Origin of the sequence: Methylobacterium komagatae, assembly GCF_042661665.1 — a bacterium.
Classification (GTDB): Bacteria; Pseudomonadota; Alphaproteobacteria; order Rhizobiales; family Beijerinckiaceae; genus Methylobacterium; species Methylobacterium komagatae.
The window spans coordinates 1,745,045-1,771,678 of record NZ_JBHSWN010000001.1 but is presented as its reverse complement, the minus strand read 5'-3'; the positions used below and the strand labels follow the sequence as shown (position 1 = coordinate 1,771,678).

The following is a 26,634-nucleotide window of genomic DNA, read 5'->3' as shown; positions in this document are numbered from 1 at the left end:
AGATCCCGACCGACCGGTCATCCGCACATCTCTTCGGAGCCCCTGAATGCGTGTCGTGGTCGATCTCAACCGCTGCCAGAGCTACGCGCAGTGCTGCTACGCCGCCCCTGAGCATTTCGAGGTGCGCGGTCACGAGATCCTGTTCTACGATCCGGCGCCGCCCGAGGCGAAGAGGTCGCAGGTCGAGCGGGCGCAGCAGGCCTGCCCCGTCCGGGCCATCGCGATCGAGCCCGCCGGACTCGCCGAGGGTGACGAGCCGTGACGGACGGGCAGCGACCGGGCATCGTCGTGGTAGGCGCCTCCCTCGCCGGCCTGCGGGGCGCGGAGGCGTTGCGGGACGGCGGCTATGACGGCCCTCTGACCCTGGTCGGGGACGAGCCGCACCGGCCCTACGACCGGCCGCCTCTGTCCAAGCACGTCCTGGCGGGCGAGCTTCACCCCGACGCGACCGCACTTCCGCAACTCACCCGTCTGCGCGCGCAGTGGCGGCTCGGCCTGCCGGCCGTCGCCCTGGACCGGGACCGCCGGGTGGTGCGCCTCGCCGACGGCGCGACGCTTCCCTACGAGACGCTCCTGATCGCCACCGGCGCCAGGGCGCGGCCATGGCCCGGAGAAGGCGCCGATCTCGCCGGGATCTTCACGATCCGGACCCTGGAGGATGCCCGCTCCCTGCGGAGCGCGCTGGCGCTGCGGCCGAGCCGCGTCCTCATCGTCGGCGCCGGCCTGATCGGCTGCGAGGCCGCCTCCTGCTGCCGCGATCTCGGCCTGGCGGTGACGCTCGTCGATCCCAACCCGACGCCGCTCGCCCGCCTCCTCGGGACGGTGATCGGGGCCACACTCGCCGGGCGGATGCGGGCTTCCGGAGTGGACCTCCGCCCGAACGTCAAGGTGGTGGCCTTCTCCGGCGAGGATGGACAAGTCCGCCGCGCCCACTTGGCGGGTGGCGCGGACATCGCGACGGATCTCGTCATCGTCGCCCTCGGCGCGACGCGCGACACGGGTTGGCTCGCCGCGGCCGCCCTCGTCGCCGACCCGGGAGGCCTGACCTGCGACGCGGCCTGCCGCGCCCTGACCACGACGGGGGAGCCCGATCCCGCCATCTACGCGGCCGGCGATGTCGCGCGCTGGCCGAACCCACTCACCGGCGGCCGCTTGGTGACCGTCGAGCATTGGGGCAACGCGGTGGACCAGGCCCGGCACGCGGCGGCGAACATGCTTGCTCCGCCCACGGGCCAGGTCGAATACCAGCACGTGCCTTCCTTCTGGTCGAGCCAGTTCGGTCTCAACATCAAGCTCGCCGGCCTGACCGAGGGGGCGGAGGCGCTCGCGATCGTCCAGGGATCGCGGGCCTCGCACCGGTTCCTCGCCGTCTATGGCCGGGCCGGGCGAACCGTCGCGGCCCTCTCCTTCGATCAGGCACGCTGGCTTCCCGCCTATGCCGAGGCCGTGGCTGACGGGGCGGCCTTCCCGCCGATCCTCGGCGCCACCGACCAGCCGCGGATCGAGACCCTGGAGCCCGGCTTTCCCAGCCCGCGGCGATCCTCCGGCCGATCGGTTACGGCTCTGGAGACGGCCCATGCCTGACGAGACGCTGTTCGCGCAGGTTCTCGATCCGAGAAACAGGGCGAACCCCTATCCCCTCTACGCGCGCTTGCGCGAGACGCCCGTGTCCCGGCAGGCGGACGGCAGCTACGTCGTCAGCACCCATGCCGCGCTGAAGAGCCTGATTTTCGATCCCCGGCTGAGCTCGGAAGACCTGCCGCCCTCGCGGCGACCCAGAACGGGCAACCCTCTGAAGGACTGGATCCTCAACCCGATCCGGAATCGGGTGGTCAACGGCCATCGCCCGCTGATCTTCCGCGATCCGCCCGACCACGACACCCTGCGCGGTTTCGTGATGAAGGAGTTCACGATCGCCCGGGTGCGGGAATCTCACGCCAAGGTTGCGAAGCTCGTGGATGCCCTGATCGACAAGTGCCACGGCCGCGACACTGTCTGCTTGGTGGAGGACCTGTCCTATCCGCTGCCGGTGGCCGTCATCTGCGAGCTGCTCGGCGTGCCCGAGGCCGATGAGGCGCAATTCCACGTCTGGGCGATCCGCCTCGCGACGGCCCTGGAGCCCGACGTGCGCCACGACGAGGCGGGGCGGCGGGAGATCGCCGCAACCTTCGACGCGATCTCCGACTACATGCGTCGGCTGATCCGCGAGAAGCGCCGCCATCCGGCCGACGACATGCTCAGCGGGCTCGCCGCCCACGGTGGCCGGGGCAGCGCGGCCATGGGCGACATAGACCTGATCTCGACGGCGATCCTGCTCCTCGTCGCGGGTCACGAGACGACGGTGAATCTCATCACCAACAGCATGCTCACACTGCTCAGGCATCCGGAGGAGCTGCGAAAGCTGAAGGCCGACCCCGAGCGGGCACCCCGCGTGATCGAGGAGATGCTGCGCTACGAGCCCCCGTCCATTTCCGCACCCGCAAGGCGCTCGGCGCCATCGCGGTGGCGGGAACGACGATCCCGCCGGGATCGTCGGTGGTGCTGCTCTTTGCGGCCGGAAACCGCGACCCGGCGCGGTTCGAGCAACCGGACCGGTTCGATCCGGACCGGACGGACAACCAGCATTTCGGGTTCGGCGGTGGCCTCCATTACTGCGTGGGCGCGCCCCTCGCGCGGATCGAGGCCGAGATCGCCCTTGTCACGCTCTGCCGGCGCCTCATCGCACCGAGGCTCCTGGACGACCCGCCGCCTTACCGACCGGGCGCTTCCCTCCGCGGTCCACAGCACCTCGGCATCGCCATAGCGGGGATCGCGTGATCCTACAGGCGCGAACGGTTATGAGACGATGGCGAGAGCCAAGCGCGGTCGTCTTGCGGAGCGGGGTACGTCGGCTCTGGACTTGCGTCGGTCTGGATGCTGCTCGTCGTTACGTCTGGATCGAGGAGCCGGGAGCGGTCCTCCTTCATCTGCGCGCCGAACCAGCCGGCGATGGACGACTTCAGCGACGCGGTGTCTCCCCCGCAGGATAAGACACCGGAGCCGGGGGGCCCGATCGTCAGGACGGGATGGCGCGGGTGATCGGCAGTGCGGTGAGGCGCCCGGGCCTCAGGAGCAGTGCTACGAGGCCTGTCCAGCCCGTCTGATGCATCGCGCCGAGCCCTGCGCCGGTATCGCCGTGGAAGTACTCGTGAAACGGGATGCAGTCGCACACATGCGGATCGTCGGCGAGAGCGCCATAGGAGGCGAGCACCGGCCGGCGTCCATCTGGCCCGCGCAGGAATAGCCTGCAGAGGCGCTCGCTCAACTCGTCGGCGATCTCGGGCAGGCTGAGATAACGGCCGGAGCCGGTCGGGCACTCGAAGCGGGTGTCGTCGCCATAGAACGTCCCGAAGCGGTCGAGCGCCTCGATGAGGAGGATGTTAATCGGCATCCAGACCGGACCGCGCCAATTCGAGTTGCCCCCGAACGTGGCGGTCGTCGATTCCGCTGGTTCGTAGTCGACGGAGTAGCGGGCACCGCTCCAATCGAGAACGAACGGGTGCTCGGCATGCGCCTTCGACAGAGAGCGAATACCGTGGTCGGAGAAGAGCCGGTCTCGTCGAGCATCCGCGCCAGAAGCGCCTTCATGCGGTGCCGGCGCAGCAGCGAGAGCAGCATCCGGTCGCCGCCCGGGCCGGGCGGCGGTCCTCACCCTCGCCTTGGCTCCAGTGCGAGACCAAGGCGGCGAGGTCGGGACGGTTACGCAGCATCCACTCGGCCCGGCGCGCGAAGCCGGGGAATCGGTCGCGCAAGGAAATGTCGAGCACCTCGACGGCGCAAAGCGGGATCAACCCGACCAGCGAGCGGACGCGCAACGGCAGCATCTTGCCGTCGGGCAGGTTCAGCACGTCGTAGAAGAATTCATCCGCCTCATCCCAGAGGCCGACCCCGCTGCCGCCGATGTCGGTCATCGCCTCGGCAATGTAGAGGAAGTGCTCGAAGAACTTGGTCGCGATGTCCTCGTAGACCGGGTCCTCGGCGGCCAGTTCAAGGGCGATCCGCATCAGGTTGAGCGTGTACATCGCCATCCAGGCGGTGCCGTCGGCCTGGTCGATGGTGCCGCCGGTGGGCAGCGGCGCCGAGCGGTCGAAGATGCCGATGTTATCCAGTCCGAGGAAGCCGCCCTGGAAGACGTTGCGCCCGTCCGCGTCCTTCCGGTTCACCCACCAGGTGAAGTTCAGCATCAGCTTGTGGAACACCCGCTCCAGGAATGTCCGGTCGGGTCGCCCGGTGAGCGCGGCGTCCATCTGGTAGACGCGCAACGCCGCCCAGGCATGAACCGGCGGGTTCACGTCGCCGAAGGCCCACTCGTAGGCCGGCAGCTGGCCGTTGGGGTGCATGTACCACTCGCGCGTCAGCAGCACGAGTTGGCCCTTGGCGAATTCTGGGTCAATCAGCGCGAAGGTCACGCAGTGGAAGGCGAGGTCCCAGGCCGCGTACCAGGGGTATTCCCAGGTGTCGGGCATCGAGACGATGTCGGCGTTGTTGAGGTGCGCCCACTCGCTGTCGCGTCCGTGTCGCCGCTCCGCTGGGGGCTCCGGCTGCGTCGGATCGCCCATCAGCCAGCGGCGCACGTCGAAGTGGTAGAATTGCTTCGACCAGAGCATGCCGGCCAGGGCCTGGCGCTGGACGAGGCGTGCGTCGGGGTCCGTCATGTCGCGTTGAAGGGCGGCGTAGAAGGCGTCGGCCTCCGCGACCCGACGCGCGAACACCGCCTCGAAACCCGCGTCGTCGAGACCCGGCGCGTCGGCCGGGGACAACCGGTAGCGCAAGACGATCGTCTCGCCGGCCATCAGCGTGTGGCGGCTCAGCGCCGCGCACTTGGTGCCCTCGTGGAGCGGGTTCACCCGCGTGCGGGTTCCCGCCACCACATCGTCGTTGATCGCGTCCTTGGGGTGGTACGATCCGCTCACGCCGAACAGGCGAGCAGTGTTGGTCTCGTTCTCGCAGAACAGGAACTCGGCCGGCTGTAGGGCCCTGAACAGCCGACAGGGACCCGCGGCGCGGGTCGCCTCGACGCTTGGCCCCTCGACGAGCCGGAGGAGCGGCCGCTTCGGATCCTCGCGCCACGACCACGTGTTGCGCGACCACAGATGGGGCAGGACGTGGATTTCGGCCGCTTCCGGCCCGCGATTGACGACCGAGACCCGCATCAGCACGTCGTCGGGGGCGGCCTTGGCGTACTCGACCGTGACGTCGAAGCAGCGGTTCTCCGCCAGTACACCGGTGTCGGCGAGCTCGTACTCGGGCATGTCGCGGCCCTTGCGCCGTCGGTTCTCGGCCACGAGCTCGGCGTAGGGAAACGCCGCGTGCGGGTACCTGTAGAGCATCCGCATGTACGAGTGCGTCGGCGTGCCGTCGAGGAGCCAGTAGAGTTCCTTCATGTCTTCGCCGTGGTTGCCCTCCTCGTTGGTCAAGCCGAACATCCGCTCCTTGAGGATTGGGTCCCGCCCGTTCCAGAGGGCCAGCGCGAGACACCAGAGCCGCTTGTCGTCGCTGAACCCGGCGATGCCGTCCTCGCCCCAGCGGTAGGCCCGCGAGCGCGCGTGATCATGGGGCAGGTAGTCCCAGGCGGTGCCGTCCCGGCTGTAATCCTCGCGGACCGTCCCCCATTGCCGCTCGGCGAGATACGGTCCCCAGCGGTGCCACCCGTCCGCGGCACAGGCCCGAAGACGGCGTCCTTCCTCGGTCTCGAACAGGTGGGATGCGTTCGGGCCCTCAGGCATTGCGGTCTCCCTCAGAACGCTTTGAGGCCGAGCATCCGGCGCAGGCGGATATATTCGCCAAGCGACCAGGCCTGGAACGGGCAGCCGCCGGGTCGATAGGGCGCATCGCCGTCGGCGACTTCGCTGACATGACCGAGGCCGGCCTCGCCGAGGTGCTGCTCCAGCGGCGGCAGAAAGCGAGCCCGCCCCTCCGTCAGGGCCGCCTCGCTGCGGCCGCGGACCGAGAGCCACGCGTCGACGAAGGGACCGAGCAGCCAGGGCCAGACCGTGCCCTGGTGGTACGCACCGTCTCGCGTCCGCGCGTCGCCCCCGTAATGACCGGCATAGGCGGGATCGTCCGGCGACAGGGTGCGCAGGCCGAGCGGCGTCAGAAGCCTGTGCTCGACCGCATCGACGACGGATTTGGCGAGCTCCCCAGTCAGGAGCGGAAACGGGAGACCGCCGACGCAGAAGATCTGGTTCGGACGCACCGCCGCATCGTGCGTGCCGGGGACGTGGTCGACATCGACGACGTCGAATAAGCCACCCACCGGGTTTGGAAATTTCTGCGCGAAGCTCGCTCGCGCCGCGGTCTCGGCCTCGGAGAAGCGCGGCTCCCACAGCGTCGCCGCGATGTGGAGGGCGTTGATCCAGAGGGCCTGGATCTCGACCGGCTTGCCGATACGGGGCGTGACCACCCAATCGCCGACCTTGGCGTCCATCCACGTGAGTTGCCATCCGGGCTGACCGGCCGCGATCAGACCATCCGCATCGGCCCGGATGCCGAAACGGGTACCGGCAGCGTAGCCATCGAGGATCGCGAGGCAGGCTGTACGCAGAGCTGGCTCGGACTGGACGGAGCGCCCAACCAGCCTGCAGGCTGCCAAGAAGTCGTACACGCTGACCACGTACCAGAGCGAGGCGTCGACGGAATTGTATTCCGGTACCTCGCCGGAATCCGGGAAACGGTTGGGCATCATGCCCTCGCTGACGACGCCCGCCCAGGCTCTGAGGATGCTCTCCGCGGTGTCGAGTTCGCCGGTCGCCAGCAGCAGGCCGCGCAGCGCGATGAAGGTGTCACGCCCCCAATCCGTAAACCAGGGGAAGCCTGCCACCAGGGTACTGCCCCGTCCTCGATCAACCCGGTAGCTCAGGGCACTTCGGCGAAGATCCGGACCGGCCCGCGTCGCGCGCGCCGCGGCGATCATCCGGTCAGCCAAGGCTCGGACGCGGACCGGCCCGCTCTCGCCAGCGCGTAGCAGCATCAGCCCGGGCTCGGGCCCCGCGAGATCGAAGCGAAAGCTGCCGGGCGCGGCGAGATCCTCGACGCAGTCGAGTCCCCGCGCCCGCTCCGCCGCGTAGAGGAACTGGCGATACCAGTCCGGTTCATGTCGATAGGTGCCCGTGGTCAGGGCGGAGATCGCCGGTCGATCCGGATAGGGATGCCACGTGACGCAGGTTCCGGTCTCCGCGCCGCCGATTTGTGGCTTGAAGTCGAAAGCGGGATTTGCGGTTTGCAGGCTGTGATAGTCCCGTCCCGAGAGCAGCGGGACGACGACGAGCGTGCAAGGACCAGCGCCTGAGATCCGCCGCCATCGCAGCAGCGTGTCGCAGGCATCGGGATCAACCAAGATCTCCTGGGTGATCTCGGTGCCATCCGGCAGGCCGAATGTCCATGACGGCCAGGGCTCGTGAGTGAAGCTCGTAATTCGCTCAAAACCGCGCGGATGGATCACGTCCGGCAGGTAGCGCTGGGCGCTGAGATCGGTGTGTCCGGCCGCGGTCTCGATCCAGGCCTCGATGCCGTTGACGAGCACCGTCCGCCCGGTCGGCGGATTCGCCGCCGTGAGCAGGAGCGCGTGGTAGCGGCGTGTCCGGACGCCCGAAACGGTGCCCGAGGCGAAACCGCCGAGCCCGTCGGCCTCCAGCCACTCGAACGCCTCGCCCGGCAGGGGTATCGCGTCAGGCATCCCGGTGTCCCGCTCCGTCCGCGCGGCATCCGGCGTGCGCAGCCGCACGCGGATCCGGCCTCCTGCAGGCACTCAGGATCATGGCGCGATCGACGCGCCGCGGAGAACCTCGATGTTCGATCCAGCCCGCGCCCTTCCTCCGATCGTCGGCGCGATCGCGGCCTTCTTCAGCCTGATGGTCGTCGCCTTCGTCTGAACGCTTCCCGCTCCAAACCACGTAGGGACAAAGATCATGACCCGCCCCGCTTTCGCCGCCATCGCTCTCATCACCTTCGCTGCGTTCCCGGTCAGTGCCGCGCCGGTCGACCATTTGCCGGCCGCGGTCGGCTCGGCATCGACGATGCCACAGGCGCTGTTCCGCCAAGTGACGTCGAACGGTACGACGAAGCCGGGGGCTCGGCCCTCGACGGGCGCAGTGGGACCACCGCGGCGCTCGACCGGAAGAGTCGCGCTCTGCACAACCTGATCGCGACCTCGATCTGTACCGGTTGCTGACCGGCGCTCACCGCGATGCCTCCCGCAGGGCCGCCACGAGTTCGTCCTCGCGGGCGGCGTCGAGGGGCGGAGGCGGGAGCCGGCCGAGAGCGTCGCGCGTGAGCGCGATCTGCCGCACGAAACGCCGGCAATTCCTGCAGGTCGCGAGATGAAGCCGGATGCGCCATCGAACGCGTCCGGACACCTCCGCGTCCACGAACGCGCCTGCCTGCTCCGCCGCCTCTCGACACCGCATCCGATCATCCTCGCCCGTTCCGCTCGTCACGCTCGCGCCGCGTCGCGGGTCAACGCCTCGAACACCCGTCGGATCTTCAGCCTCGCTCGATCGAGCAGCACGCGCTGACGCGCCTCGCCGAGGCCGAGCAACTCCTCCGTCTCGCGCGGGCCGAAACCCTCGATGTCGCGATGCCGGATCACGGCGGCCTCGTCCGGCGGCAGAGCGGCGATGGCCGCCTCGACCGCTTGCCAGACCTGCCGCCCCGCGAGCCCGCGCTCCAAGTCGATCTCGCTCCAGTGCCAGGGCGCCTCACGCCAGTGGCCGTCGGCGAGGAAGGCATCGGCGTCGAAACCGGATCCCTCGTCCTCGTCATGCCGTGGCGTGAGTTCCGCGAAGGTCGCGGTGCGCCTGGCGGAGACCGAGGCCTTGCGCGCGATGTTCAGGACGATCCCGGTCAGCCACGTGCGCAGCGACGAGCGCGCCTCGAATCCCGCGATGTTGCGCATCACCGCGATCCAGGCCTCCTGCACCGCCTCCTCCGCCGCCTCCCGCGTCAGGTGTGCGCCACGGGCGATCGCCACGAGCCGCACGTGATAGCGCCGCACGAGGATCCGGAAAGCGGCCTCCTCGCCGAGCCGAAGCCGCGGAAGCAGCAGGTCGTCGCTCGGTTCCAGATCGGCCGTCATCACCGGATCAGCCTGGCGCATCACGGGTCAACCTGATGTCGACCTCGCGCTCGACGAAGGTCCACTCGCGGGTAGCGCGTAGCGCTGCGACGAGCGCCTCGAAGGCTACCTCGTGCTCCGGCGGGAACTCGAACCACGTCAGGAAATCGAACGGCTCGCCGAGGTCACGACTGTGGTGGAGTCGCCGTGCGATCGCCGGCAGGTAGCCGAGGCCGATGCTCGTGTGGTGCGAGGTTTCCTCGAAGATCGCCCGGCGCTCGTCCTGAGCCAGCTCCCACCAGCGCGCCGACTTCCTGATCGGGATCAGGGCGGCCCGCGTCGCCGAAGGTCGATCGAGAGGTGGCTGCACGGCGCGTAGCCGCTGCGCCTCGTTGCTGGTTGTATAGCGCAGATTGCTCACCACCCCGCGCAAGCGCCAGATCGTGCCGGTCGAAGGACCGGTCCGCTGTCCCATGTTGCCGATCGGAAGGCTGACGGAAAGGCGGGTTGCGCTGGGCAGACGCTCCCCAAGCGGCGACTCCGCGCGCGTCACCCGCCAAGGGCCTGCATCGCCACCCGCGAACTCGATCAGGTCGATCATTCCGCCATCCTCTCGGTAAAGGCCGCTTCGCTTGCAAGGCTCGCCGCGTTACACAGTCGAAGGCAGTCAACATCTTCCCCGCCCTGAAGGACGAGGATTTTCGGAGACCGTGAGATCTCGTGCAGTTGACGCTTCATAGGGCCGCTGATGCAAACCCTCCACGTTGAGCAAAGGTGTGTTCCATCTCCGACGAATATCAAACGCCGCGTTCGTGTCGGCAAGAACGTGGCGAGAAGGATAGGTCGGAGAAGGTTTCATTTGTCGAGGCACCATTTCTATCGGGTGGGCCAGATCCTGTGTTTCGTGCCGATCCGCAGCGGCGATGATCGGGCCCTTGCCTGCGGCGAGGCGGGCAGTGTACGCGGCGCGTCGTCTGGGACTGCGCCCTCGACCGGGACTTGTCACCCGGCCGAGTGGGCTGCTTGAGGGGGTGAAACAGCCGGGAGACCGATAGGAGCACCTGATGCATTCCACACCGCAATCCGGATAGCCAAGAAACTCGTGGGCTCGTCACCCGGTGCAACGCCGGATGGGACGCACCGGGCCGTACGCGCCCATGAAGGGAGCGCATCAGGTCATGGCTTATCGGATCGGCTAAGGTCCGCGCGCTCGCTCCGCCCGTCGACGCAGACTTCGACCACCGCGATCCTGGTCCCGTTCCGTAGGATCGACGGTGGAAGGTTCGCGAAGACGCCGGCGTCGAAAGATCGGTCGACGACCCGCTCATCGGCCTTCCGCGGATACGTCCTCGCGAATCGGCCATCGGCATGGTCCCCGACCGTGCACACGACGAGGACCGCCGCAAACGCGTGGATCCGCGAGTCGGGCACTTGTACGACATCCCGACTCTCGTCGCTCATTCAAACGACCGATGATCGACCAGTTGCGGAAACTTTCCCTTCGAGCCGAGGTAAGGCCAAGCCCTTCGAACGCTCTCAACCGGCGCCAGAGATCCGTGCGTCCTGCAGAAATTCTCTTCTCAGGTAGTCGATGGCTGCCCGCACCTTGAGCGGAACGAACCGGCGCGACGGGTAGACGGCCTGCATCGGCAACGGCATCGGCCGGTGAGCGGGGAGGATGATCTTCACCCGTCCCGTCTCGATCTCGTCGCGGAACGCCCAGATCGGCACGACGCCGATGCCGAGGCCCGCGATGACGCCCTCGCGCACCCCTTCCGAATTGTTGACCCGGAAACGACCCGCGACGTCGACTGAGACGGGTCCATCCGGGCTCGTGAACGACCAGCGGTGGCCGGCGACGAGACGCGTGTAGACGATGCAGTCATGGGCGGCGAGGTCGCCCGGGCACGTGGGTTCGCCGCATTTCGCGAGATAGGCCGGGGCGGCGACCGTGACGCGCCGCGTGATCCCGATCCGTTTCGCGACGAGGCCCGGATCGGTGATCTCGCCGACCCGGATCGCGAGGTCGATCGCCTCCTCGACCAGGTCGGAGAAGGCGTCGTTCATGATGAGATCGACGCGGATGTCCGGGTAGCGCTCCGCGAACAGCGCAAGGCGCGGCACGACGTGCAGACGCCCGAACACGACCGGCACGGTGAGTCGCAGCGTTCCGGACGGCCGGCCCTTGCGCCTGCCGACCGCGGCTTCGGCCTCGGCCAGCGTCTCGAGCGACCGCAGGGCGTGTTCGTAGAAGACGCGACCGTCCTCCGTCACGGCGAGCGCGCGGGTCGTGCGGGTGATGAGCCGCGTGCCGAGATGCTGTTCCAGCGAAGCCACTTGCCGGCTGATCGTCGGCTGGGTGGTACAGGCTCGGCCGCCACGGCGGTGAAGCTGCCGGCCTCCACGACCCGCACGTAGGTCCGCATGGCCGTGATCAGGTCGTTCATCCATACGGTCCCCGTATCGTCCGGAGCTCCGACACCCCGTAGCCGACCGCGGCGGACCGGTCACCGATGACTGCCGATCGAGGCGGTGGATTCCGGCGGGCGACGACGCCCGCGAGACCGACGCATCCTTCGGCACGCGCCGCTCGCTCGCGCCGCCACGGTCCCCGTCGCCACGGTCCCCGTCGCCACGAGCGCCCAGGATCTTCCAGCACGTACTCATACAGGTCGCGTATAGATCCTATTCCCGCGTCACCTCTTCTCACGACTCCCGGTTGTCCGCACGCTGGTTGCAAAGGGGAGACCCTCATGACTCCGGATGCACGGCACCATACGGCCCAGGTCAACGGCATCCGGATGCACTACCTCGACGCGGGTGCGGGCCCGGCCGTGCTGCTTCTGCACGGCTATCCGGAGACGCATTTCGCGCGGCGCCATCAGTGGCCCGTCCTGGCCGAGCGGTATCGAATCATCGCTCCGGATCTGCGCGGCTATGGCGCGACCGACAAGCCCGATACGGGATACGACAAGCGGTCGATGGCGGGAGACGTCCGGGCCCTGATGGCGCATTGCGGCATCGGGCGTGCCGCCCTCGTCGGTCACGACCGCGGCGCCCGTGTCGCGACACGGTTCGCCAAGGACTACCCGGAGGCCATCGACCGCCTCGTCGTGATCGACAACATACCGACGCGCGTGGTCTTCCAGGCCACGGACGCGCGGCTCGCCAAGCTCTATTGGTTCTTCTACTTCCAGCAGGTGCCGCATCTTCCGGAGGCGCTGGTCGCAGGGCGCGAGGAGATGTTCCTGCGGCACTTCTTCGATAGCTGGTCCTACGCGCCGGGTGCGATCGGCGAGGAGGCGGTGGCGGAGTACGTCCGCGCCTATTCTCGGCCCGGCGCCTTCCGCGGCGCCTTCGCGGACTACCGGGCAGGACCGGTCGACCTCGCGCAGGACGAGGCCGACGCCGACCGGCTGATCGCGTGCCCGACCCTCGCGATCTGGGGCGCCGACTTCGACCTCGTGGGCCGGACCTTCGACGTCCTGGCCGTGTGGCAGGGCATGGCCGGAGACGTGCGCGGCGTCGCCATTCCGCAATGCGGGCACCTGCCTCCAGAGGAGCGGCCCGACCGCGTCAACGCGGAACTCCTTGCCATTCTCGAGCCGTGGCGGGGCTGACCATGACAAGGCGGAAGGTCGTCGTCACCGACCACGTATTCCCGAACCTGGAGCCCGAACGCGCAATCCTCGACGGCTTGGCCGATCTGGTCGTCGCGCCGTCCACGGACCCGCAAGCTCTGCTGGAGGTCTGCCGCGATGCCGACGCTCTGCTGAACTGCTACGCGAGGCTTCCGCCGACCCTCGTCCAGCAACTGGAGCGCTGCGCGATCATCGCGCGCTACGGCATCGGCGTGGACACGATCCCGCTGCCCACGACGCGGGACAAGGGCATCCGGGTGACCAATGTCCCGGACTACTGCATCGAAGAAGTCGCCGATCACACCCTGGCGCTGATGCTGGCGCTCGCCCGCGGGCTGGTCCGCGGGATCGACCAGACCCGCGCGGGCGTGTGGAACGTGGCCGCCGTCGCGCCTCTCCACCGCCTCCGCGGACGCACGCTCGTCCTGCTCGGGTTCGGGCGCATCGCGCGCGCCCTGGGCCTGGACATCCTCGTGTGCGACCCGTTCGTCCCTCAGGACCCGATCGCGGGGCTGGGGGCCCGCCGCGTCGAACGCGACGAGGCCTGGGAGGCGGCCGACATCCTCTCGCTCCACGTGCCGCTGGAGGCCGAGACGCACCACGTCGTCAACGCCGAGAGCTTGGCGCGGCTGAAGCCCGGGGCCCTCCTCGTCAACACCTCCCGCGGCGGCCTCGTCGACCTTCCCGCAGTGTGCGCGGCGCTGGCATCGGGGCGATTAGGCGGCGCCGCGCTTGATGTCCTCGAGACCGAGCCGCCGACGGCGGAGACTTGGATCGGGACCGTTCCCAACCTCATCGTGACGCCGCACCTCGCCTTCTACTCGGAGGAATCGCTGGTCGATCTCCAGAGGCGCACCGCCGAGGAGGTGGCCCCGGCGCTGCGCGGCGAGCCAGCCCTCAATCCCGTCCACTGATCGCAGGAAGGCACCGTCATGGACCTGACCATCCACACCCCCGGGACCGCGCCCGAGCGGTCGAAGCCGATCGCGGCCGACTCGCTCGAGCGCTACGGCTTCCTGCCGAACCTGCACGGGATCATGGCCGAGTCGCCGGTTATGTACGAAATCTATCGGCAGACCGGCGCGACCTTTGCCAGGCGCACCCTGTCCGTGCTCGAACGCCAGATCGTCCTGCGGGCGATCGACTACGAGAACGAGTGCCATCACTGCATGGCGGTGCACTCGCCGATCGCCACGCGCGAGAGGATTCCCGGGGCAATCCTGTCCGCGCTGCGCCACGGCGACCCGCTGGCCGACCCGAAGCTCGAGACGCTGCGCAGCTTCGCCGCCGCCATGACCCGGACTCGCGGCCAAGTCGGGCAGGCCGAGCTCGATCGCTTCGAAGCGGCGGGCTACACGCGGGAGAACCTGATCGAGGCGATCGTCGCCATCGGGTACGAGGTGCTCGGCAACGACATCGATCACGTCGCGGCCACGCCCCTCGACGCGGCGTTCGAGGCCTACGCGTGGAGCAAGCCCGAACCCGTCCAGCAGGCCGACGCGGCCTGAATGGCGCGGTGGAACGGGTCCGATGGCGCTGAAGCTCTACGATCTCGCGGCGGCCGACGAGCGCGTCCGGTTCAGTCCGTTCGTCTGGCGCGTGCGTCTGGCGCTTGCGCACAAGGGCCTCTCGGCTGACACGGTGCCGTGGCGCTTCACCGACAAGGCGACCATCGCCTTCTCGGGCCAGGATCGCGTTCCCGTCCTAGTGGACGAAGGCGCGGTGATCGTCGATTCCTGGTCGATCGCCTGTCATCTCGACGCCAAGTATCCCGACCGGCCGTCCCTGCTGGGTCCGCGCGAGGCCCGAGCCGGGATCGTGTTCGTCAGGAACTGGTGCGACGGGGTCGTGATTCCCGGGATCGGGCGCCAGATCGTGCTGGACGTCTGGACCATCCTGCACGAGCGCGACCAAGAATACTTCAGGCGCACGCGGGAGGCGCGGTTCGGGGCGACGCTCGAGGCGGTCGCGGCGGGCGCCGATCAGGCCCTGCCCGCCTTCCGGGCCTCCCTCGAGCCGCTCCGCGCGACCATCCGGTCGCAACCCTTCCTGGGGGGCGAGCGCCCGAACTTTGCCGACTACATCGTATTCGCCGCGTTCCAGTGGGCTCGATGCTCGTCGCCGCGCGGACTCCTGGCGGCGGACGACCCGGTCGCGGCCTGGCGCGACCGGTCGCTCGCCCTCTTCGACGGCCTGGCTGCGAGGGCGGCTCGCGCCCACCTCTCCAACGAAGGATCGGATTCTCCGCCATGATCGACGTGCATTTCTGGACGACCCCGAACGGCTACAAGATCCTGCTGGCGCTGGAGGAGGCTGGAGCGGCCTACCGGATCGTGCCGGTCAACATCAGCGAGGGCCGGCAGTTCGAACCCGACTTTCTGCGCATCTCCCCGAACGGCCGCATGCCGGCCATCGTCGATCACGCGCCGGCCGACGGCGGCGAGCCCGTTCCGGTCTTCGAGTCCGGCGCGATCCTGATCTACCTCGCCGAGAAGCTCGGCGGCCTGATGCCCGACGACCGGCGCAGCCGCAAGACCACGCTGGAATGGCTGATGTGGCAGATGGGCGGGCTCGGCCCCATGCTCGGCCAGAATCACCATTTCAGCCACTACGCGCCCGAGCGCATTCCCTATGCGATAGAACGCTACGTCAAGGAGACGTCGCGCCTCTACGGGGTCCTCGACGAGCGATTGGCCGATCGCCCCTTCATCGTAGGCGACGCATACGGCATCGCCGACATGGCGGCCTACCCGTGATGCCTGCTGTGGGAACGGCAGGGTCAGCGGATCGAGGAGTACCCGAACGTCCGCCGTTGGCTCGATGCCCTGGCGGTGCGCCCCTCCGTGCAGCGCGCCTACGCGGCCGGTAAGGCCGTCAACTCGACTCCGACCGTCACCGAGGAGTCGAAGGCCATCCTGTTCGGCCAGGGACGCCGCGGCGGCTGAGCGCCGCGACCACGCTTCCGAAGCCCGAGCGTCACGACACGGGGAGGACGACCATGACCGGACGGTTCGGCGCGCGCGGCCGCGCCGCCGCGTTCCGCGCGCTCGCGGCGGCCCTCGTCCCGACCGGTGCTCCGGCCGCGGAGGCCTTCTCCGACGGCGTCGTCAAGATCGGTGTGCTCGGCGACCGATCGAGCGTCTACGCGGACAAGTCGGGCGCGGGCTCGGAGCTGGCCGCCCGCATGACCGCGGAGGAGGCGGCGGCGCTGTTGCCCGGGGTCGCCATCCGGATCGTCGGCGCCGACCACCAGAACAAGCCCGACATTGGACTTGCCTCGCAAAAGTGGAGAGCTCTTTTCCTGAAGGAGGAGGGTTCCGATGTCAGACCGGAAGCAAACCTTTACCCCTGAGTTTCGTGCCGAGGCGGTGCGACTGGCGCAGACGAGCGGGCGGTCCCGCCGGGAAGTCGCCGCCGATCTAGGCGTCGGGCTCTCGACGCTGCGCAACTGGATCGACGGCCGACGTGAGCGGGAGATGGACCACCCGCCGGCGGAACGGCAGGAGGACATGGCCGCCGAGCCAAGCGCCTGCGCCGCGAGAACGAGGTGCTGCGCCAGGAGCGGGAGATCCTGAAGCGGGCCACGGCTTTTTTCGCCAAAGAGGGAAGTCGATGAGGTTCCGCCTCGTCGACGCGGCGAAGAAGGACTTCCCGGTCGCGCGCCTGTGCAAGGTCCTCGACGTCAGTCCGAGCGGCTACTTTGCCTGGAAGAATCGTCCGGCTTCGGCACGGCAGCGCGAGGACCTCGTGCTGCTTGCCCATGTTCGCTCCGCCTTCACGCTCTCGCACGAGACGTATGGCAGCCCGCGCATGACGCATGAGTTGCGCGAGCAGGGCTTGGCGGCAGGCCGGCGACGCGTGGCCCGGCTGATGCGGGAGAACGGGCTCAAGGCCCGCCAGCCGCGCCGCTTCCGACGCACGACGGACAGCGGCCACGCCTTCCCGATCGCGCCCAACCACCTCGACCAGGACTTCACGGCGGCTGGGCCGGATCGGAAGTGGGGGAGCGACATCTCCTACATCTGGACGCGGGAGGGCTGGCTGTACCTGGCGGTGGTCCTCGACCTGTACTCTCGACGGGTCGTGGGCTGGGCGGTGGGCGACCGTCTTCACAAGGAGCTCGCGCTGACTGCGCTGCGACGTGCCCTCGTCGTCCGGCAGCCCGGACCAGGTTTGCTGCATCATTCCGACCGCGGCAGTCAGTACTGTGCGAATGAGTATCAGGCGGAACTACGAGGACATGGCATCGTGATTTCGATGTCTGGCAAGGGGAATTGCTTTGACAACGCGATGGTCGAGACGTTCTTCAAGACGCTGAAGAGCGAACTGGTCTGGCGCACCGCCTTCCAGACGCGAGCCGAGGCCATCGACGCGCTGGCCCGTTACATCGATGGCTTCTACAATCCCCGACGCCGTCACTCGGCGCTCGGCTTCACCAGCCCCACCCAATTCGAAAGGGGCATCGCCCACCACACCGCTCTCCACTAAACTGAAGCAAGTCCAATCGCGGATGCCCGTGTTCAGACCTTGCCCGCCGGCCGGGCTGTTGAGGTGCGCGGCGTCCCCCGCCAGCAGCACGCGCCCGCTCCGGAAATGAGGCGCCACGCGCTCGTGCTTGCGGTAGGCCGAGGTCCACACCGTCTTCCGCCAGGCCCCCTCGCCGAACAGAACCTCTGTCAGCTCTCGCGCGTGATCGGCGAGCTCGGCGTCCGTCAGCGTGTCGGGAATGCCCTGCTCGATCAAGCGCCATATCCGCGGCGCATACCGGATCGACATAAGGAGCGACGGGCGATCGGGCTCGGCGAGCCACCCGTCCGCGGTGTCCGCCTCCTCGCTCACCTCGACATCGGCAAGGACGGCTCGAGTCGCGTAGGTCTTACCCTGCAACTCCCAGCCGAGCTGCTGCCGAACGCTGCTGTGGGAACCGTCCGCCCCCACGAGGAATCGCGCCTCGACGACGCTCTCGACGCCTTCCCCTTCGCGAAGACGAACATGCACGCACCCGCCGGCCTCATCGTCCTCGAATCGAACGAACGAGCATCCCATACGCAGGCTCGATCCTGTCGTTGCGCTGGGCGTGCTCGAAGAGGACGCGCTCCGTGCGGTTCTGAGGGATGGCGAGCAAGTAGTTACACTGCGTGATCGGGTCGTAGGTTCCGAAGTCGAAGTCGATGAGGGTCTTGCGGTCTGACGCGCGGCGCAGCCGGAGGTGGGACGACTGCTCGCCGCTGACGATCAAATCCTCGACCACGCCGAGCGACCGAAAGATTTCCAGCGTCCGTGGAAACAGCGCGATTGCGCGGGAGTGAGTGTCCAGCTCCCGCTTCTGATCGACGACGATGCTCCTGACGCCCCCTCTTCGCGAGGCCGAGAGCGAGCGTGAGGCCAACGGGGCCGGCGCCGCAGATAAGGACTTCGGTGCTTTGAGGAAGGGACGACACGATGATCTCCTCGGATCATTGCCACGGCGCCGCGACCCGCTATGTTGTCAGCGACAACACACAACTGGGAGCCTTTGTAGGCTGTGTCAACATTGGATCGCGAATCCTGCTGCCCATCCGGCGCGCGGCGTTACCATCACGGTAACCTGCGCGATGCGCTGCTCGAACGGGCGGCCGAGGTGATAGGTGCGGAGGGAATCGAGGCGCTGAGTCTGCGGGCGCTCGCCCGCGACCTCGGCGTCTCGCACGCTGCACCCGGCAGACACTTCCAGACCCGGACGGACCTCCTCGCCGCGCTGGCGGAGGACGGCGTGGACAGGCTGATCGCGGCGACTGAGTCGGCGATGGCCGCATCGGGCGGTGATCCGGTCGAACAGCTTCGCTCGCTCGCCAGCGCCTATCTGCAATGGGCCAACGAACACCCCGCACACTACAACGCGGTCCGGAACCCGGAGGTCGTCCGATGCGCGAGCCCGGGCCTTAAGGCCAAGATGATGCGGTTCGCCGAGAAGCAGAGGGCAACTTTGCGGCAGGCGCAGGCCGCAGGATGGATGGTCGAGGTGGACCTCGACCTCCTGATGTTCCAGTTCGTGGCGACCCTGGTCGGGTCGGCCACGGTGATCTCCGATCCGCTCTATCGTGAGGTGCTCGGACCGATCTGCGCGCCCGACCGCGTGGGTGACATCGTCGAGCGCGCCTTCCCCCGGATGACGGCATCGCCCCGATTCGGCGAGCAGGCCAGGACGCGCGGCTGAGCAGCACCGGCATTGCGCGACCAGGTCCCGGAGAATGCAGCCACAGCAACGATCGGGGTTCACGATGGCATACGAGAAAGGCGCAGCCGCCGTTCTCCGCAACGGCTCGGCCGGAGGTTCCCGCCTCGGGCGGAGCGGGTCGTCGGCGGCAGCACCGAGAGCGCGACGCGCGTGAGGAAGAACGATCCGCCCCAACGTACGGATAGGGCGAGCAGAATCGTCTGCTCGGACGCGGTCATGCTGCGGTTCACGGAAGTGGACTTGGCGGGACGGTTCAGTCGCGGAAGGCCATCCGGTCTGCACCGCGTCCACGGGGTCGCGCATCCCGCTTCTTGCGCCGCAATCTCGATCGATCTGCCGGCGCCCGGCGGCTCAAGCCGTGATCGCCTGGTTGGGCCACAGCCAAGAGCACGGCGTTATTGGACGATCCAGCCCGCAGGCTCGGGAGACCGCCGAGAAGCGCCGGCGCGGTTGTTCGTTCATCGGATGCCTTCACCCATGACAGGCGGATCGGTCGGGTCGCGGAGGACTCCAGACCAGGAATGGCGAGGGTTGGATAACATGATGTCGGCGCACCGCCCGGGGGACTAAGCTGAACGATGACGCACGATCTGCGACAGACGGATGGGGCGCCCGAGGTCTCGACGCATCCGCCCGAAGTGACCCTCGTGGCCGGCTACCAGAGCGGTGCTCTCGCGCGCTGCACGGAGATGCACGCCCAGCACTACGCGAGGATTGCGGGGTTCGGACGCGCGTTCGAGGCACGCATCGCCGCAGGTCTGGCCGATTTCGCAGATCGACTCGATCATCCCTGCAACGGCCTCTGGCTCGCGGTTCGCCGGGGGCAGATCGTCGGCACGGTGGCCATCGACGGCGAGGACATCGGCGCGGGCATCGCGCATCTGCGCTGGTTCATCGTCGATGACGGATTGCGCGGTGGCGGCGTCGGCAGAAGGCTGTTGACCGCCGCTGTGGGCTTCTGCGAGCTGCGGGCCTTCGACGCCGTCCACCTTTGGACGTTCCAGGGCCTACATGCCGCCCGTCACCTGTACGAGTCGCACGGCTTCCGGCTTGTAGAGGAGCGGCCCGGACAGCAATGGGGGGTAGAGGTGCTGGAGCAACGTTTCGCCCGGCCGATCACGCGGGCGGGCTGACCCTCAGACGCAACGGCGCTCAATGGGCGGCGGCGTGTTCGCCTGACTTGGGTCGGAAGCGGAGCGTTCGCTGTTCCGGCGGCCCTTCTCCGAAGCGGGCGGACCGAATCGGCCAGCTCCTGCTGACGTCAAGGGGTAGCTGAACGCCTTGGACGGGTGGATTTCCGCCCGACCGCTCCCGGAGGGCGGATGCATCAAAGCAGGCTTACTCAGGAGATGCGCTGTCCTGTTGTTCGCGCGGTGAGTGCCCGACGATGCGGGAGAACACCCGCGAAAACGCAGCGGGGCTGTCGTAGCCGACCTCCGCGGCCACGCTCTTGACAGACTTGCCCTTGGCGAGGCGCTGGCGCGCCACTGTCATCCGCCAGAGCGTGAGATAGTCGATCGGTGTCCGGCCGACAACGACGCGGAAGCGCTCCGCGAAACGGGTGCGCGACATGCCGGCCACCTCGGCGAGGTTCTCGAGCGACCAAGGCTTGCCCGGCGCCTCGTGCAGCGCGGTGAGCGCACGCGCCAGCCGGGTGTCGGCGAGCCCCGCGAGGACGCCGCCGTCGACGAGACCGCTCCTCACCACGTGCCGCACGATCAGTATCAGCAGGTAATCGAACAGCCGGTCGAGCGCCGTCTGCCGGCCGTCGCCCTCCGCGAAGGCCTCGTCGACGATCAGGTCGCAGGTCGGCCCGAGCGCGGGATGGCTGGCGAGCGGCAGCACCACGAACGCCGGCAGCCCCTCGCCGATCGGGCTACCCGCTTCGCCGCCGAGGTCGACGGCAGCGCAGGCAAGGTCGGCGCCACGCTCGGGGTCGACGAGAAAGCGGTGGGTGCGGCTGCGCGGGAAGAACAGCAGCGTCGGCTCTGAGAGCATAAGGTCGGGCTCGCCACGTTGCGCGAGCGTCAGCGTGCCGGCGTTGAGGAAGTGCAGATGGCCGCCTTCGGCGAATTCTACCGCCTGGCATAGGTTGCCCGTGAAGAAGGTCCGCGCGGTGGGCGTGGCGTGGGCGAAGAGGGCGGCGAGGTGATCCATCGGGACGATCGGCAACGTTCTCGGGACCTACGCTACCGCGTCGTTCGGCATAGAGCGGGCGTGCAAGCCGCACAAACCAAGACGAGGATCTCGCCGATGCCCCGTATCGCTCCCATCGACACCGCCCATGCCGCCGCCGAAGTCCAGGCGACGCTCTCGGCCGTGAAGGCCAAGATCGGCATGGTGCCGAACCTGTTCACCACCTTCGCGCAGTCGCCCGCCGTGCTGAACGGCTATCTCGGCTTCTCCGACGCGCTCGCCAAGGGCGCGCTGACGGCCAAGCAGCGCGAGATCATCGCGCTTGCCGTCGCACAGGCCAACGGCTGCCACTACTGCCTGTCCGCCCACACGCTGATGGGCAAGGGCGCGGGCCTGACGCCCGAAGGCGTCCATGCCGCCCGCCACGGCAAGGCGCAGGACGCGCTCGACAACGCGGTCGCCGCCTTCGCCCAGCGCGTGGCGGAGGCGAAGGGCCACGTGAGCGACGCCGACATCGCCGCCGCCCGTTCGGCCGGCCTCGACGATGGCCGGCTCGTCGAGGTGATCGCCAATGTGGCGATCAATGTCCTCACCAACTTCACCAACAACGTCGCGCTGACCGACATCGACTTCCCCAAGGTCGACGTCGCGCTGGCGGCCTGACCCACGGCGGACGCGGCGTCTTACTAGCCGCCGCGTCCGACTCCCTCGACGTCCATCAACTGCGGCCTCGCCATGACGAGCGTTCGCAAAGCCAACAGGAGAGTGTCATGAACTTCCGTTTCGTCACCAAGACCGTCCACGCTTACCTCGACTATCCGGTGGCGCTGAGCCTGATAATCACCCCGTTCCTGCTGGGACTGGGCAAGACCAACCCGCTGGCGCTGTGGCTGTCGGTCGCGACTGGCGTCGCCGCTTTCGCGCTGACCTTCCTCACTGACCACAAGACCGGCGTCATCCGCGTGCTGCCCTACTGGCTGCATGTGGCGGTCGATCGCTTGGTCGGCGCCACCTTCATCGTCGCGCCGTTCGTGCTTGGCTTCGAGGGCCTCGACGCGATCTACTACTGGGCGAATGGCGCGGCGGTGCTGCTGGTGACGTTCGTCCTGAACGCGCCCGAGACCGAGGACCGCGCTCCGGTTCTCGCCGACGCTTGAGCTCCGGATGACCAGTCCTGAGGCGGCTGGACGCAGGCTCGGCCGCCATTTCATTCGCCTGGATCATCCTCCGGTGGGTTAGGCCGATGCGCAGGCGGAGAGGAGCCGGACATGACGACCACCATGGACGCGCGGCTCATCGAGGCGCGTCGGTGCGTTGTCTTTGTGCTGCACATACCGCGGGGATCCGCTGTCGATCGTGCAAGCGGGTGCAGGCGCCCGACTGCCCGCTTCTCCGGCGTACTTACGGCAAAGCGGATCAGCGGCTTTCGGCCATTCTCGGTCGTCCCGGCGCCAATCAGATTGCCGGCAATCAGACCATCCGAAAGCCTGGTCGGAAGCAGCCCCTCGCTACGGATACCAAGCATTGATTTCCGGCCGGTAGCCGCGCCGGAGAGCGACCTTACTCGGAAGCCACCATGTCCCTTCCACGAGAACTTCATCGGACGACGGTACGCCGAACGCGAAGCTAAATGCCGAACTTCCGGCACTCGATCCGCTTCCGACCTCGCGCCCTCATTCGGGCGCTCCGCAATCTGAGGTAGTACGTTCGGAGGCAGACTTCGCGGCCGTCACAAAGGAACGATCGACCGAGACTATTGCGCGATCGTGCATCGGGCCGAGGCCGGCGGGTTTGGTGCACCGTTCCATCAGGTCTGGACGGCCAAAAGGAACAGGGCAATCCATTGCCAGGCAATCGATACCGTGGCACGGGAGGGCACCGGAAGGAACCGGAAGGAGCGGAGGCCGCACTTCGACCGCCGCTCCAGGCGGGGCCGCGATGTGCGGCGCCGGAGTCGAGCGAGGTTGGCCCCATGAGGTAGATCGCGATCACGCAGAGCGGAACCGAGCCGAAAAATGGGTTTTGGCAATGGTTTTGGCAATTGGATGCCCCGTTCGTGCGTACGCGGGCCGGCAACCTCGGCCCGCGTCCGATCGACGTCCGGCCGCGCGATCCGAAGGAGTGGCGCGGCCGGGCGGACGGGCGACGGCACTTAAGCCCCATGCGGCCCGATCGGACGGGGCGCCCAACCTGAGCGTGCGCCGCCTCCCCGTATCTCATCCGCGACGGAACCATCGAAGCCTCATGAAGCGCCGGCCATTCTATGCGGCAGCAATCGCCACTTCGCGTCGGACGTCGTGCCCGGAGCCTCGTTCGCGCAATTCGCGATTCGGCGGCGGGTGCCGGGCGCGGCGCCGTCCGGCTTCCGATCGGCAACGGTCTCGGCCGAGCCGACCACGCTGGGCTGCCCACGCGTTCGCAGGCGACGTGGGCCCGCACGGAGAAGGGAATCGGGATCCCCAGGCGTCCGACCCGAGATGCAAACAGCCGGCTTCCGGAAGCCGCCGGCAAGGCCGGCAGGAGAACCGGCCAGGAGCGACCTGCAGCCACGATCGTCGCGCCGCCTAGCGGAGTTCAGTTGGCCCTTTCTCCCAGCCTGTAGAACCTCGACCTCGTGCGCGCGTAACCCAAGTCCGGTTCGAGCGTGAACAGTTCGCTGGTTCTGCAGAGTTCTCCGTCCGGTATGACAGGATGACCGAGCACGATGCCGACGAGGTGTGGCGCGGGAGCCAAGCGAAGCCTCCATTCCATCAGGAGTGGCGCATCCCTCAAATCGTCGGCACCGGGATGGTGGCCGCCGGCGATGCGTTCGAGATCCTCCGCCAACCGACGATGGCGGGCAGCGATGCGGGCGAGTTCGGGAAAAGGGCCAGGACCCTTGTGCAGGACCGACATGATCGATGTCCTTCGTTCCGACACCGTGGTCGGATGGGGGGCGACAGAGCGCATCGAGGTCGGCAGGATCGCGCCTCCGAACGCGGCGATGCGACATCGGCCATCGTCGGCCGTCGTCGGGACGGATCGTGCGGCAACTGGGCCCCGATCCTCCCGCGCGCGCCCGAAACTCGCACGGGCGCGATTCCTTTGATCGCGGCTCGAACGACGTCACCGAGCGGTCCCGTCCGAAGCCAGCGCCGGATCCCGGCGTGCGACTGCCGATCGCCTTCGGCGACACGGACTTCCGGGCGGCTTCGAAACCGACCGCCTCGCCGGAGATCGCCTTTCATCGTTGAGTCCCGACCTTCCAGGTCGACAGCCCGGGAGCCGGAACGGAATCCGGATCGTCCCCGGACCGAGATACCGGAGCTTCGCCGACCGACCGAGCCGCCGCCGAACCTGCGACTTCGTCGTAACGGGCGCCGAAGACGTGATGCCGATTGAGCAGGCGCAGTACGAAGTGCGGCGACCTCTGCCGCAGATAGAACTCCTCTCTCGAGCGTCGGGCCCGTCCGCCGCGCGCAGTCAGGTAGGCGACGAGATCCTCGGTCGCCTGGGCCCGCATGAGTGCCGCGGCGAAGGTGAGCCGCGCCGACCGGATCTGCGCACCCTTTCCGAGCGACCTGTCCCGAGCGCAGCGCGCGATCGCAGTCCTGAGATCGGCCGCGCCAAGTGGTTGCTTCGCCGACAACATGAACAGGCCGTTCCCGCCGGTCGCATATTTCCGGCGGTCGCGCATGTACGCTTCCAGAACGTTCCGGACGGGCTTGAGCAGCGGAACCGTTCTGGCGGCGTCCCGGCCGTGGATCGAGCGGCGCGCACCGACCACGATCGTCGCGATGCCGGCTTCTGTCCCGAGATCGTGAGGGTGGACGGCGCATAGCTCGTCCGGTCCTGCCCCTGTTCCTATGGAGACGGCCAGAGCAGCCGCAAGACAGCGTTGCGCTGAGGGAGGAACGTCCGGTCGTGCATGGACGACAGGATCGATCAGCGCCAGAGCGGTCGCCCTGTCGAACGGCAGAGCCGCGAACGACGGGATCATGGCGTACGTCGCCGGTTCGGTCGCTTGGACATGCGCCAATCGCGCGTCCATCTGTCACCACGACCATTGGATCTGCCGGGGTCGCTCGGCACCCGTAATGTGACGGGAGCTGCGGATGCATTGCTCCGGCGGTCCGGCGACACCTGCCGCTTTCGATGAGCGAATGCGTCCACGACCAACTCGTGGGAGTCGAGCGTATGCGAACCGTAGACGTTCTCGAGAGTTTCCACCGTCATCGAGAGGTAGTCCGCCGCAACCCAGATCGGCACCCCCTCGTTTTTCATCCAGTGCGCGCAAGTGTGCCGGAGAGTATGAGGGGTGATGCGCTCGGGGTCCAGTCCGGCGTCTTTGACGATCTGCTTGAAGGTTATTTGAATGTACGCATTGTAACCTGTACCATTTTGCTGATGGACGATGTTCAGAAGATCGCGCTTGTCGTCGTTCTCCTGCCAACGACGTATATGTGCCTGAAGCGATGTTGGGATTCTGCAAGGATTGCGGCTTTTCGAGGTATCGGCCTCGCGATCACCTCTGCGAAACAATGTCCTCAGATCGCCTGAAACGTATCCGGCCGAGTCGTTTTTCTTCCAGCGCAATCGGAGCACCGAGTCGTGCCGTGTTCCGGTCCAAGCTGCCAGCAATATGAAACGGGCGATCCCGGCACGTCGGCGCCGTGTGTAGGGATCCTTGATGACGAGACGGCCGCGAGCGTCGCGAATCCAGTCGTCCGCCTCGGGATCCCAACGACGCCCACGGCACGCTAGGAGGAGGCGGGCGACCTCGTCGTAGGTCAACCACTCGTCCCTAGGCTGAGCTTTCGGCGGAAGCTCGGCCTGTCTGATCGCGGTTAGGTTCTTCTCGCGCGCATAGCGCTGGATCGCCGAGTTCAAAACCTCGGGCTCTCTGCGAGCCGACTGTGTTCCGGTTACGCGGATCTTGGAAGAATCGGACTCCTTCGTCTGATTCTTCCAGCGCACACCCGTTCTGATGTTGCGGTATTCAACACTGGATTGCGCCGTGACATCGGACAGGTACTTTCCGCTCCAGTATTTTCGAAGTTCGGAAATGCAGAACAGGAGGTTCGTGCGATTGCGGATCTCTGCATCCGTCGCGCCCGCCTTTTCAGGGTTGGACGCCTCCATGTGGTCGAGGATGTCGTCGAGGGGAATCTCATCCGCATTGGATGGCGCCGCCGCCGTTCGCGGCCCTTTCGCTTTGTCCACCTTGTACTCGGAAAGCAGAAGATCAGCCTTCGTACCGTCGGGGTCATGCGGATCCCAGAACAGGCCCAGACTGAGCGATTTTTTCCGTCGATGATATACCACATCCACGTTGAAGAATCCTGTTCGTCGCGCTTGCGCAACCAGAGCCGCGCACCCGCCTGTTTCCTTCTTCCAGCCATGGCCCGATCCCTTGCTTCGGTCAGCGGAACATCAAGGTGCAGTCGTTCTCGAGATGTTAACGGGAAGATCTTCTATTCCCTCCGCCGGACCTCGCTTTGGAGTCTGGTTGATGAGACCATAGTCTCACTTCTAAAAGCCGGCGGTAGAGATTCAGCGCGACTTACCAG

General features: G+C 67.6%; 24 protein-coding genes and 5 pseudogenes. 15 read left to right on the top strand and 14 right to left on the bottom strand.

Going from position 1 to position 26,634, the window contains the following annotated elements:
• The first annotated feature begins 46 nt into the window (after nucleotides 1-46).
• The 3 genes and pseudogenes from ACFQE0_RS08635 (at nucleotide 47) to ACFQE0_RS08625 (ending at nucleotide 2,817) form a co-directional block, all read left to right on the top strand.
• The gene (locus ACFQE0_RS08635; protein WP_043378346.1) at nucleotides 47-262 is read left to right on the top strand and encodes a ferredoxin; all 216 of its coding nucleotides are present in this window, start codon (nucleotides 47-49) and stop codon (nucleotides 260-262) included.
• Complete coding sequence (locus tag ACFQE0_RS08630) at nucleotides 259-1,584, top strand: NAD(P)/FAD-dependent oxidoreductase (protein WP_043378349.1); 1,326 nt, start codon at nucleotides 259-261, stop codon at nucleotides 1,582-1,584. The genes ACFQE0_RS08635 and ACFQE0_RS08630 overlap by 4 nt, the downstream gene beginning before the upstream one ends.
• Nucleotides 1,577-2,817, top strand: a pseudogene (locus ACFQE0_RS08625) (cytochrome P450). The gene ACFQE0_RS08630 and the pseudogene ACFQE0_RS08625 overlap by 8 nt, the downstream one beginning before the upstream one ends.
• A gap of 238 nt (nucleotides 2,818-3,055) precedes the next feature.
• Here the strand turns inward: ACFQE0_RS08625 and ACFQE0_RS08620 are convergent.
• The 3 genes from ACFQE0_RS08620 to ACFQE0_RS08610 are packed head-to-tail and all read right to left on the bottom strand — an operon-like array spanning nucleotide 3,056 to nucleotide 7,714.
• Nucleotides 3,056-3,691 (bottom strand): MGH1-like glycoside hydrolase domain-containing protein, encoded by a 636-nt coding sequence (locus tag ACFQE0_RS08620; protein ID WP_378968821.1) that lies wholly within the window; start codon nucleotides 3,689-3,691, stop codon nucleotides 3,056-3,058.
• Entirely contained in the window at nucleotides 3,624-5,765 is a 2,142-nt protein-coding gene (locus ACFQE0_RS08615) for an MGH1-like glycoside hydrolase domain-containing protein (RefSeq protein WP_378968818.1), read from the bottom strand. The genes ACFQE0_RS08620 and ACFQE0_RS08615 overlap by 68 nt, the downstream gene beginning before the upstream one ends.
• A gap of 11 nt (nucleotides 5,766-5,776) precedes the next feature.
• On the bottom strand, nucleotides 5,777-7,714 hold the full coding sequence (locus ACFQE0_RS08610) for an amylo-alpha-1,6-glucosidase (protein WP_051975920.1): 1,938 nt from the start codon (nucleotides 7,712-7,714) through the stop codon (nucleotides 5,777-5,779).
• Nucleotides 7,715-7,718: 4 nt separating this feature from the next.
• On the opposite strand from ACFQE0_RS08610, the gene ACFQE0_RS08605 reads away from it, so the two are divergent.
• Complete coding sequence (locus ACFQE0_RS08605; protein ID WP_179696869.1) at nucleotides 7,719-7,910, top strand: hypothetical protein; 192 nt, start codon at nucleotides 7,719-7,721, stop codon at nucleotides 7,908-7,910.
• A gap of 435 nt (nucleotides 7,911-8,345) precedes the next feature.
• On the opposite strand, the pseudogene ACFQE0_RS08600 reads toward ACFQE0_RS08605, so the two are convergent.
• The 5 genes and pseudogenes from ACFQE0_RS08600 to ACFQE0_RS08580 all read right to left on the bottom strand — a co-directional run.
• Nucleotides 8,346-8,444 (bottom strand): annotated as a pseudogene (locus ACFQE0_RS08600) (zf-HC2 domain-containing protein); the annotation flags it as partial.
• Between the two features lie 26 nt (nucleotides 8,445-8,470).
• Entirely contained in the window at nucleotides 8,471-9,133 is a 663-nt protein-coding gene (locus tag ACFQE0_RS08595) for a sigma-70 family RNA polymerase sigma factor (RefSeq protein ID WP_230365905.1), read from the bottom strand.
• Nucleotides 9,120-9,692, bottom strand: a complete 573-nt coding sequence (locus ACFQE0_RS08590; protein WP_043378364.1) for a chlorite dismutase family protein — start codon at nucleotides 9,690-9,692, stop codon at nucleotides 9,120-9,122. The genes ACFQE0_RS08595 and ACFQE0_RS08590 overlap by 14 nt, the downstream gene beginning before the upstream one ends.
• Nucleotides 9,693-10,627: 935 nt before the next feature.
• Complete coding sequence (locus tag ACFQE0_RS08585) at nucleotides 10,628-11,428, bottom strand: LysR family transcriptional regulator (protein WP_378968814.1); 801 nt, start codon at nucleotides 11,426-11,428, stop codon at nucleotides 10,628-10,630.
• Nucleotides 11,362-11,538 carry a hypothetical protein gene (locus tag ACFQE0_RS08580; RefSeq protein WP_378968812.1) on the bottom strand — a complete coding sequence of 59 codons (177 nt, stop codon included), beginning with the start codon at nucleotides 11,536-11,538 and terminating at the stop codon, nucleotides 11,362-11,364. Before ACFQE0_RS08580 ends, ACFQE0_RS08585 begins: the two co-directional genes overlap by 67 nt.
• A 306-nt stretch (nucleotides 11,539-11,844) precedes the next feature.
• On the opposite strand from ACFQE0_RS08580, the gene ACFQE0_RS08575 reads away from it, so the two are divergent.
• From ACFQE0_RS08575 to ACFQE0_RS08545, 7 genes and pseudogenes are all read left to right on the top strand, one after another.
• Nucleotides 11,845-12,711, top strand: a complete 867-nt coding sequence (locus ACFQE0_RS08575; protein WP_043378372.1) for an alpha/beta fold hydrolase — start codon at nucleotides 11,845-11,847, stop codon at nucleotides 12,709-12,711.
• 2 nt (nucleotides 12,712-12,713) lie between these two features.
• Entirely contained in the window at nucleotides 12,714-13,646 is a 933-nt protein-coding gene (locus ACFQE0_RS08570) for a C-terminal binding protein (RefSeq protein WP_043378923.1), read from the top strand.
• An 18-nt stretch (nucleotides 13,647-13,664) separates the two neighbouring features.
• Nucleotides 13,665-14,240, top strand: a complete 576-nt coding sequence (locus ACFQE0_RS08565; protein WP_043378376.1) for a carboxymuconolactone decarboxylase family protein — start codon at nucleotides 13,665-13,667, stop codon at nucleotides 14,238-14,240.
• A 22-nt stretch (nucleotides 14,241-14,262) separates the two neighbouring features.
• Entirely contained in the window at nucleotides 14,263-14,985 is a 723-nt protein-coding gene (locus tag ACFQE0_RS08560) for a glutathione S-transferase family protein (protein WP_051975893.1), read from the top strand.
• Nucleotides 14,982-15,677: pseudogene (locus ACFQE0_RS08555) on the top strand (glutathione binding-like protein). Before ACFQE0_RS08560 ends, ACFQE0_RS08555 begins: the two are co-directional and overlap by 4 nt.
• Nucleotides 15,678-15,730: 53 nt before the next feature.
• Entirely contained in the window at nucleotides 15,731-16,084 is a 354-nt protein-coding gene (locus ACFQE0_RS08550; RefSeq protein WP_043378379.1) for an ABC transporter substrate-binding protein, read from the top strand.
• A pseudogene (locus ACFQE0_RS08545) lies at nucleotides 16,053-17,220 on the top strand (IS3 family transposase). The gene ACFQE0_RS08550 and the pseudogene ACFQE0_RS08545 overlap by 32 nt, the downstream one beginning before the upstream one ends.
• 69 nt (nucleotides 17,221-17,289) lie before the next feature.
• Here the strand turns inward: ACFQE0_RS08545 and ACFQE0_RS08540 are convergent.
• A pseudogene (locus ACFQE0_RS08540) lies at nucleotides 17,290-17,778 on the bottom strand (FAD-dependent monooxygenase); the annotation flags it as partial.
• The gene (locus ACFQE0_RS08535; protein WP_378968808.1) at nucleotides 17,744-18,121 is read right to left on the bottom strand and encodes an FAD-dependent oxidoreductase; all 378 of its coding nucleotides are present in this window, start codon (nucleotides 18,119-18,121) and stop codon (nucleotides 17,744-17,746) included. The pseudogene ACFQE0_RS08540 and the gene ACFQE0_RS08535, both read right to left, overlap by 35 nt.
• Before the next feature lie 135 nt (nucleotides 18,122-18,256).
• Here ACFQE0_RS08535 and ACFQE0_RS08530 point away from each other — a divergent pair, with 135 nt between their 5' ends.
• Together ACFQE0_RS08530 and ACFQE0_RS08525 are read left to right on the top strand one after the other, a co-directional pair.
• Nucleotides 18,257-18,928, top strand: coding sequence for a TetR/AcrR family transcriptional regulator (locus ACFQE0_RS08530; protein WP_081948533.1), 672 nt, complete (start codon nucleotides 18,257-18,259; stop codon nucleotides 18,926-18,928).
• 599 nt (nucleotides 18,929-19,527) lie between these two features.
• Nucleotides 19,528-20,082, top strand: coding sequence for a GNAT family N-acetyltransferase (locus tag ACFQE0_RS08525; RefSeq protein WP_051975895.1), 555 nt, complete (start codon nucleotides 19,528-19,530; stop codon nucleotides 20,080-20,082).
• A 205-nt stretch (nucleotides 20,083-20,287) separates the two neighbouring features.
• Here the strand turns inward: ACFQE0_RS08525 and ACFQE0_RS08520 are convergent, their stop codons facing one another.
• A complete protein-coding gene (locus tag ACFQE0_RS08520; protein WP_043378391.1) occupies nucleotides 20,288-21,106 on the bottom strand; it encodes a helix-turn-helix transcriptional regulator in 819 nt (272 codons plus the stop codon).
• Between the two features lie 96 nt (nucleotides 21,107-21,202).
• Between ACFQE0_RS08520 and ACFQE0_RS08515 the strand changes: the two genes are divergently transcribed.
• Nucleotides 21,203-21,748: a carboxymuconolactone decarboxylase family protein gene (locus tag ACFQE0_RS08515; RefSeq protein ID WP_043378394.1), complete on the top strand. Its 546-nt coding sequence runs from the start codon at nucleotides 21,203-21,205 to the stop codon at nucleotides 21,746-21,748.
• A gap of 107 nt (nucleotides 21,749-21,855) precedes the next feature.
• Entirely contained in the window at nucleotides 21,856-22,242 is a 387-nt protein-coding gene (locus ACFQE0_RS08510) for an SPW repeat domain-containing protein (RefSeq protein WP_043378397.1), read from the top strand.
• 1,417 nt (nucleotides 22,243-23,659) lie between these two features.
• Here the strand turns inward: ACFQE0_RS08510 and ACFQE0_RS08505 are convergent.
• The 3 genes from ACFQE0_RS08505 to ACFQE0_RS08495 all read right to left on the bottom strand — a co-directional run bounded on the left by ACFQE0_RS08505 (nucleotide 23,660) and on the right by ACFQE0_RS08495 (nucleotide 26,395).
• Nucleotides 23,660-23,980 carry a DUF6634 family protein gene (locus tag ACFQE0_RS08505; RefSeq protein WP_081948535.1) on the bottom strand — a complete coding sequence of 107 codons (321 nt, stop codon included), beginning with the start codon at nucleotides 23,978-23,980 and terminating at the stop codon, nucleotides 23,660-23,662.
• A gap of 328 nt (nucleotides 23,981-24,308) precedes the next feature.
• Nucleotides 24,309-25,064 (bottom strand): tyrosine-type recombinase/integrase, encoded by a 756-nt coding sequence (locus ACFQE0_RS08500; protein ID WP_158713260.1) that lies wholly within the window; start codon nucleotides 25,062-25,064, stop codon nucleotides 24,309-24,311.
• Nucleotides 25,061-26,395, bottom strand: a complete 1,335-nt coding sequence (locus ACFQE0_RS08495; RefSeq protein ID WP_378968803.1) for a tyrosine-type recombinase/integrase — start codon at nucleotides 26,393-26,395, stop codon at nucleotides 25,061-25,063. Before ACFQE0_RS08495 ends, ACFQE0_RS08500 begins: the two co-directional genes overlap by 4 nt.
• Nucleotides 26,396-26,634 lie beyond the last annotated feature (239 nt).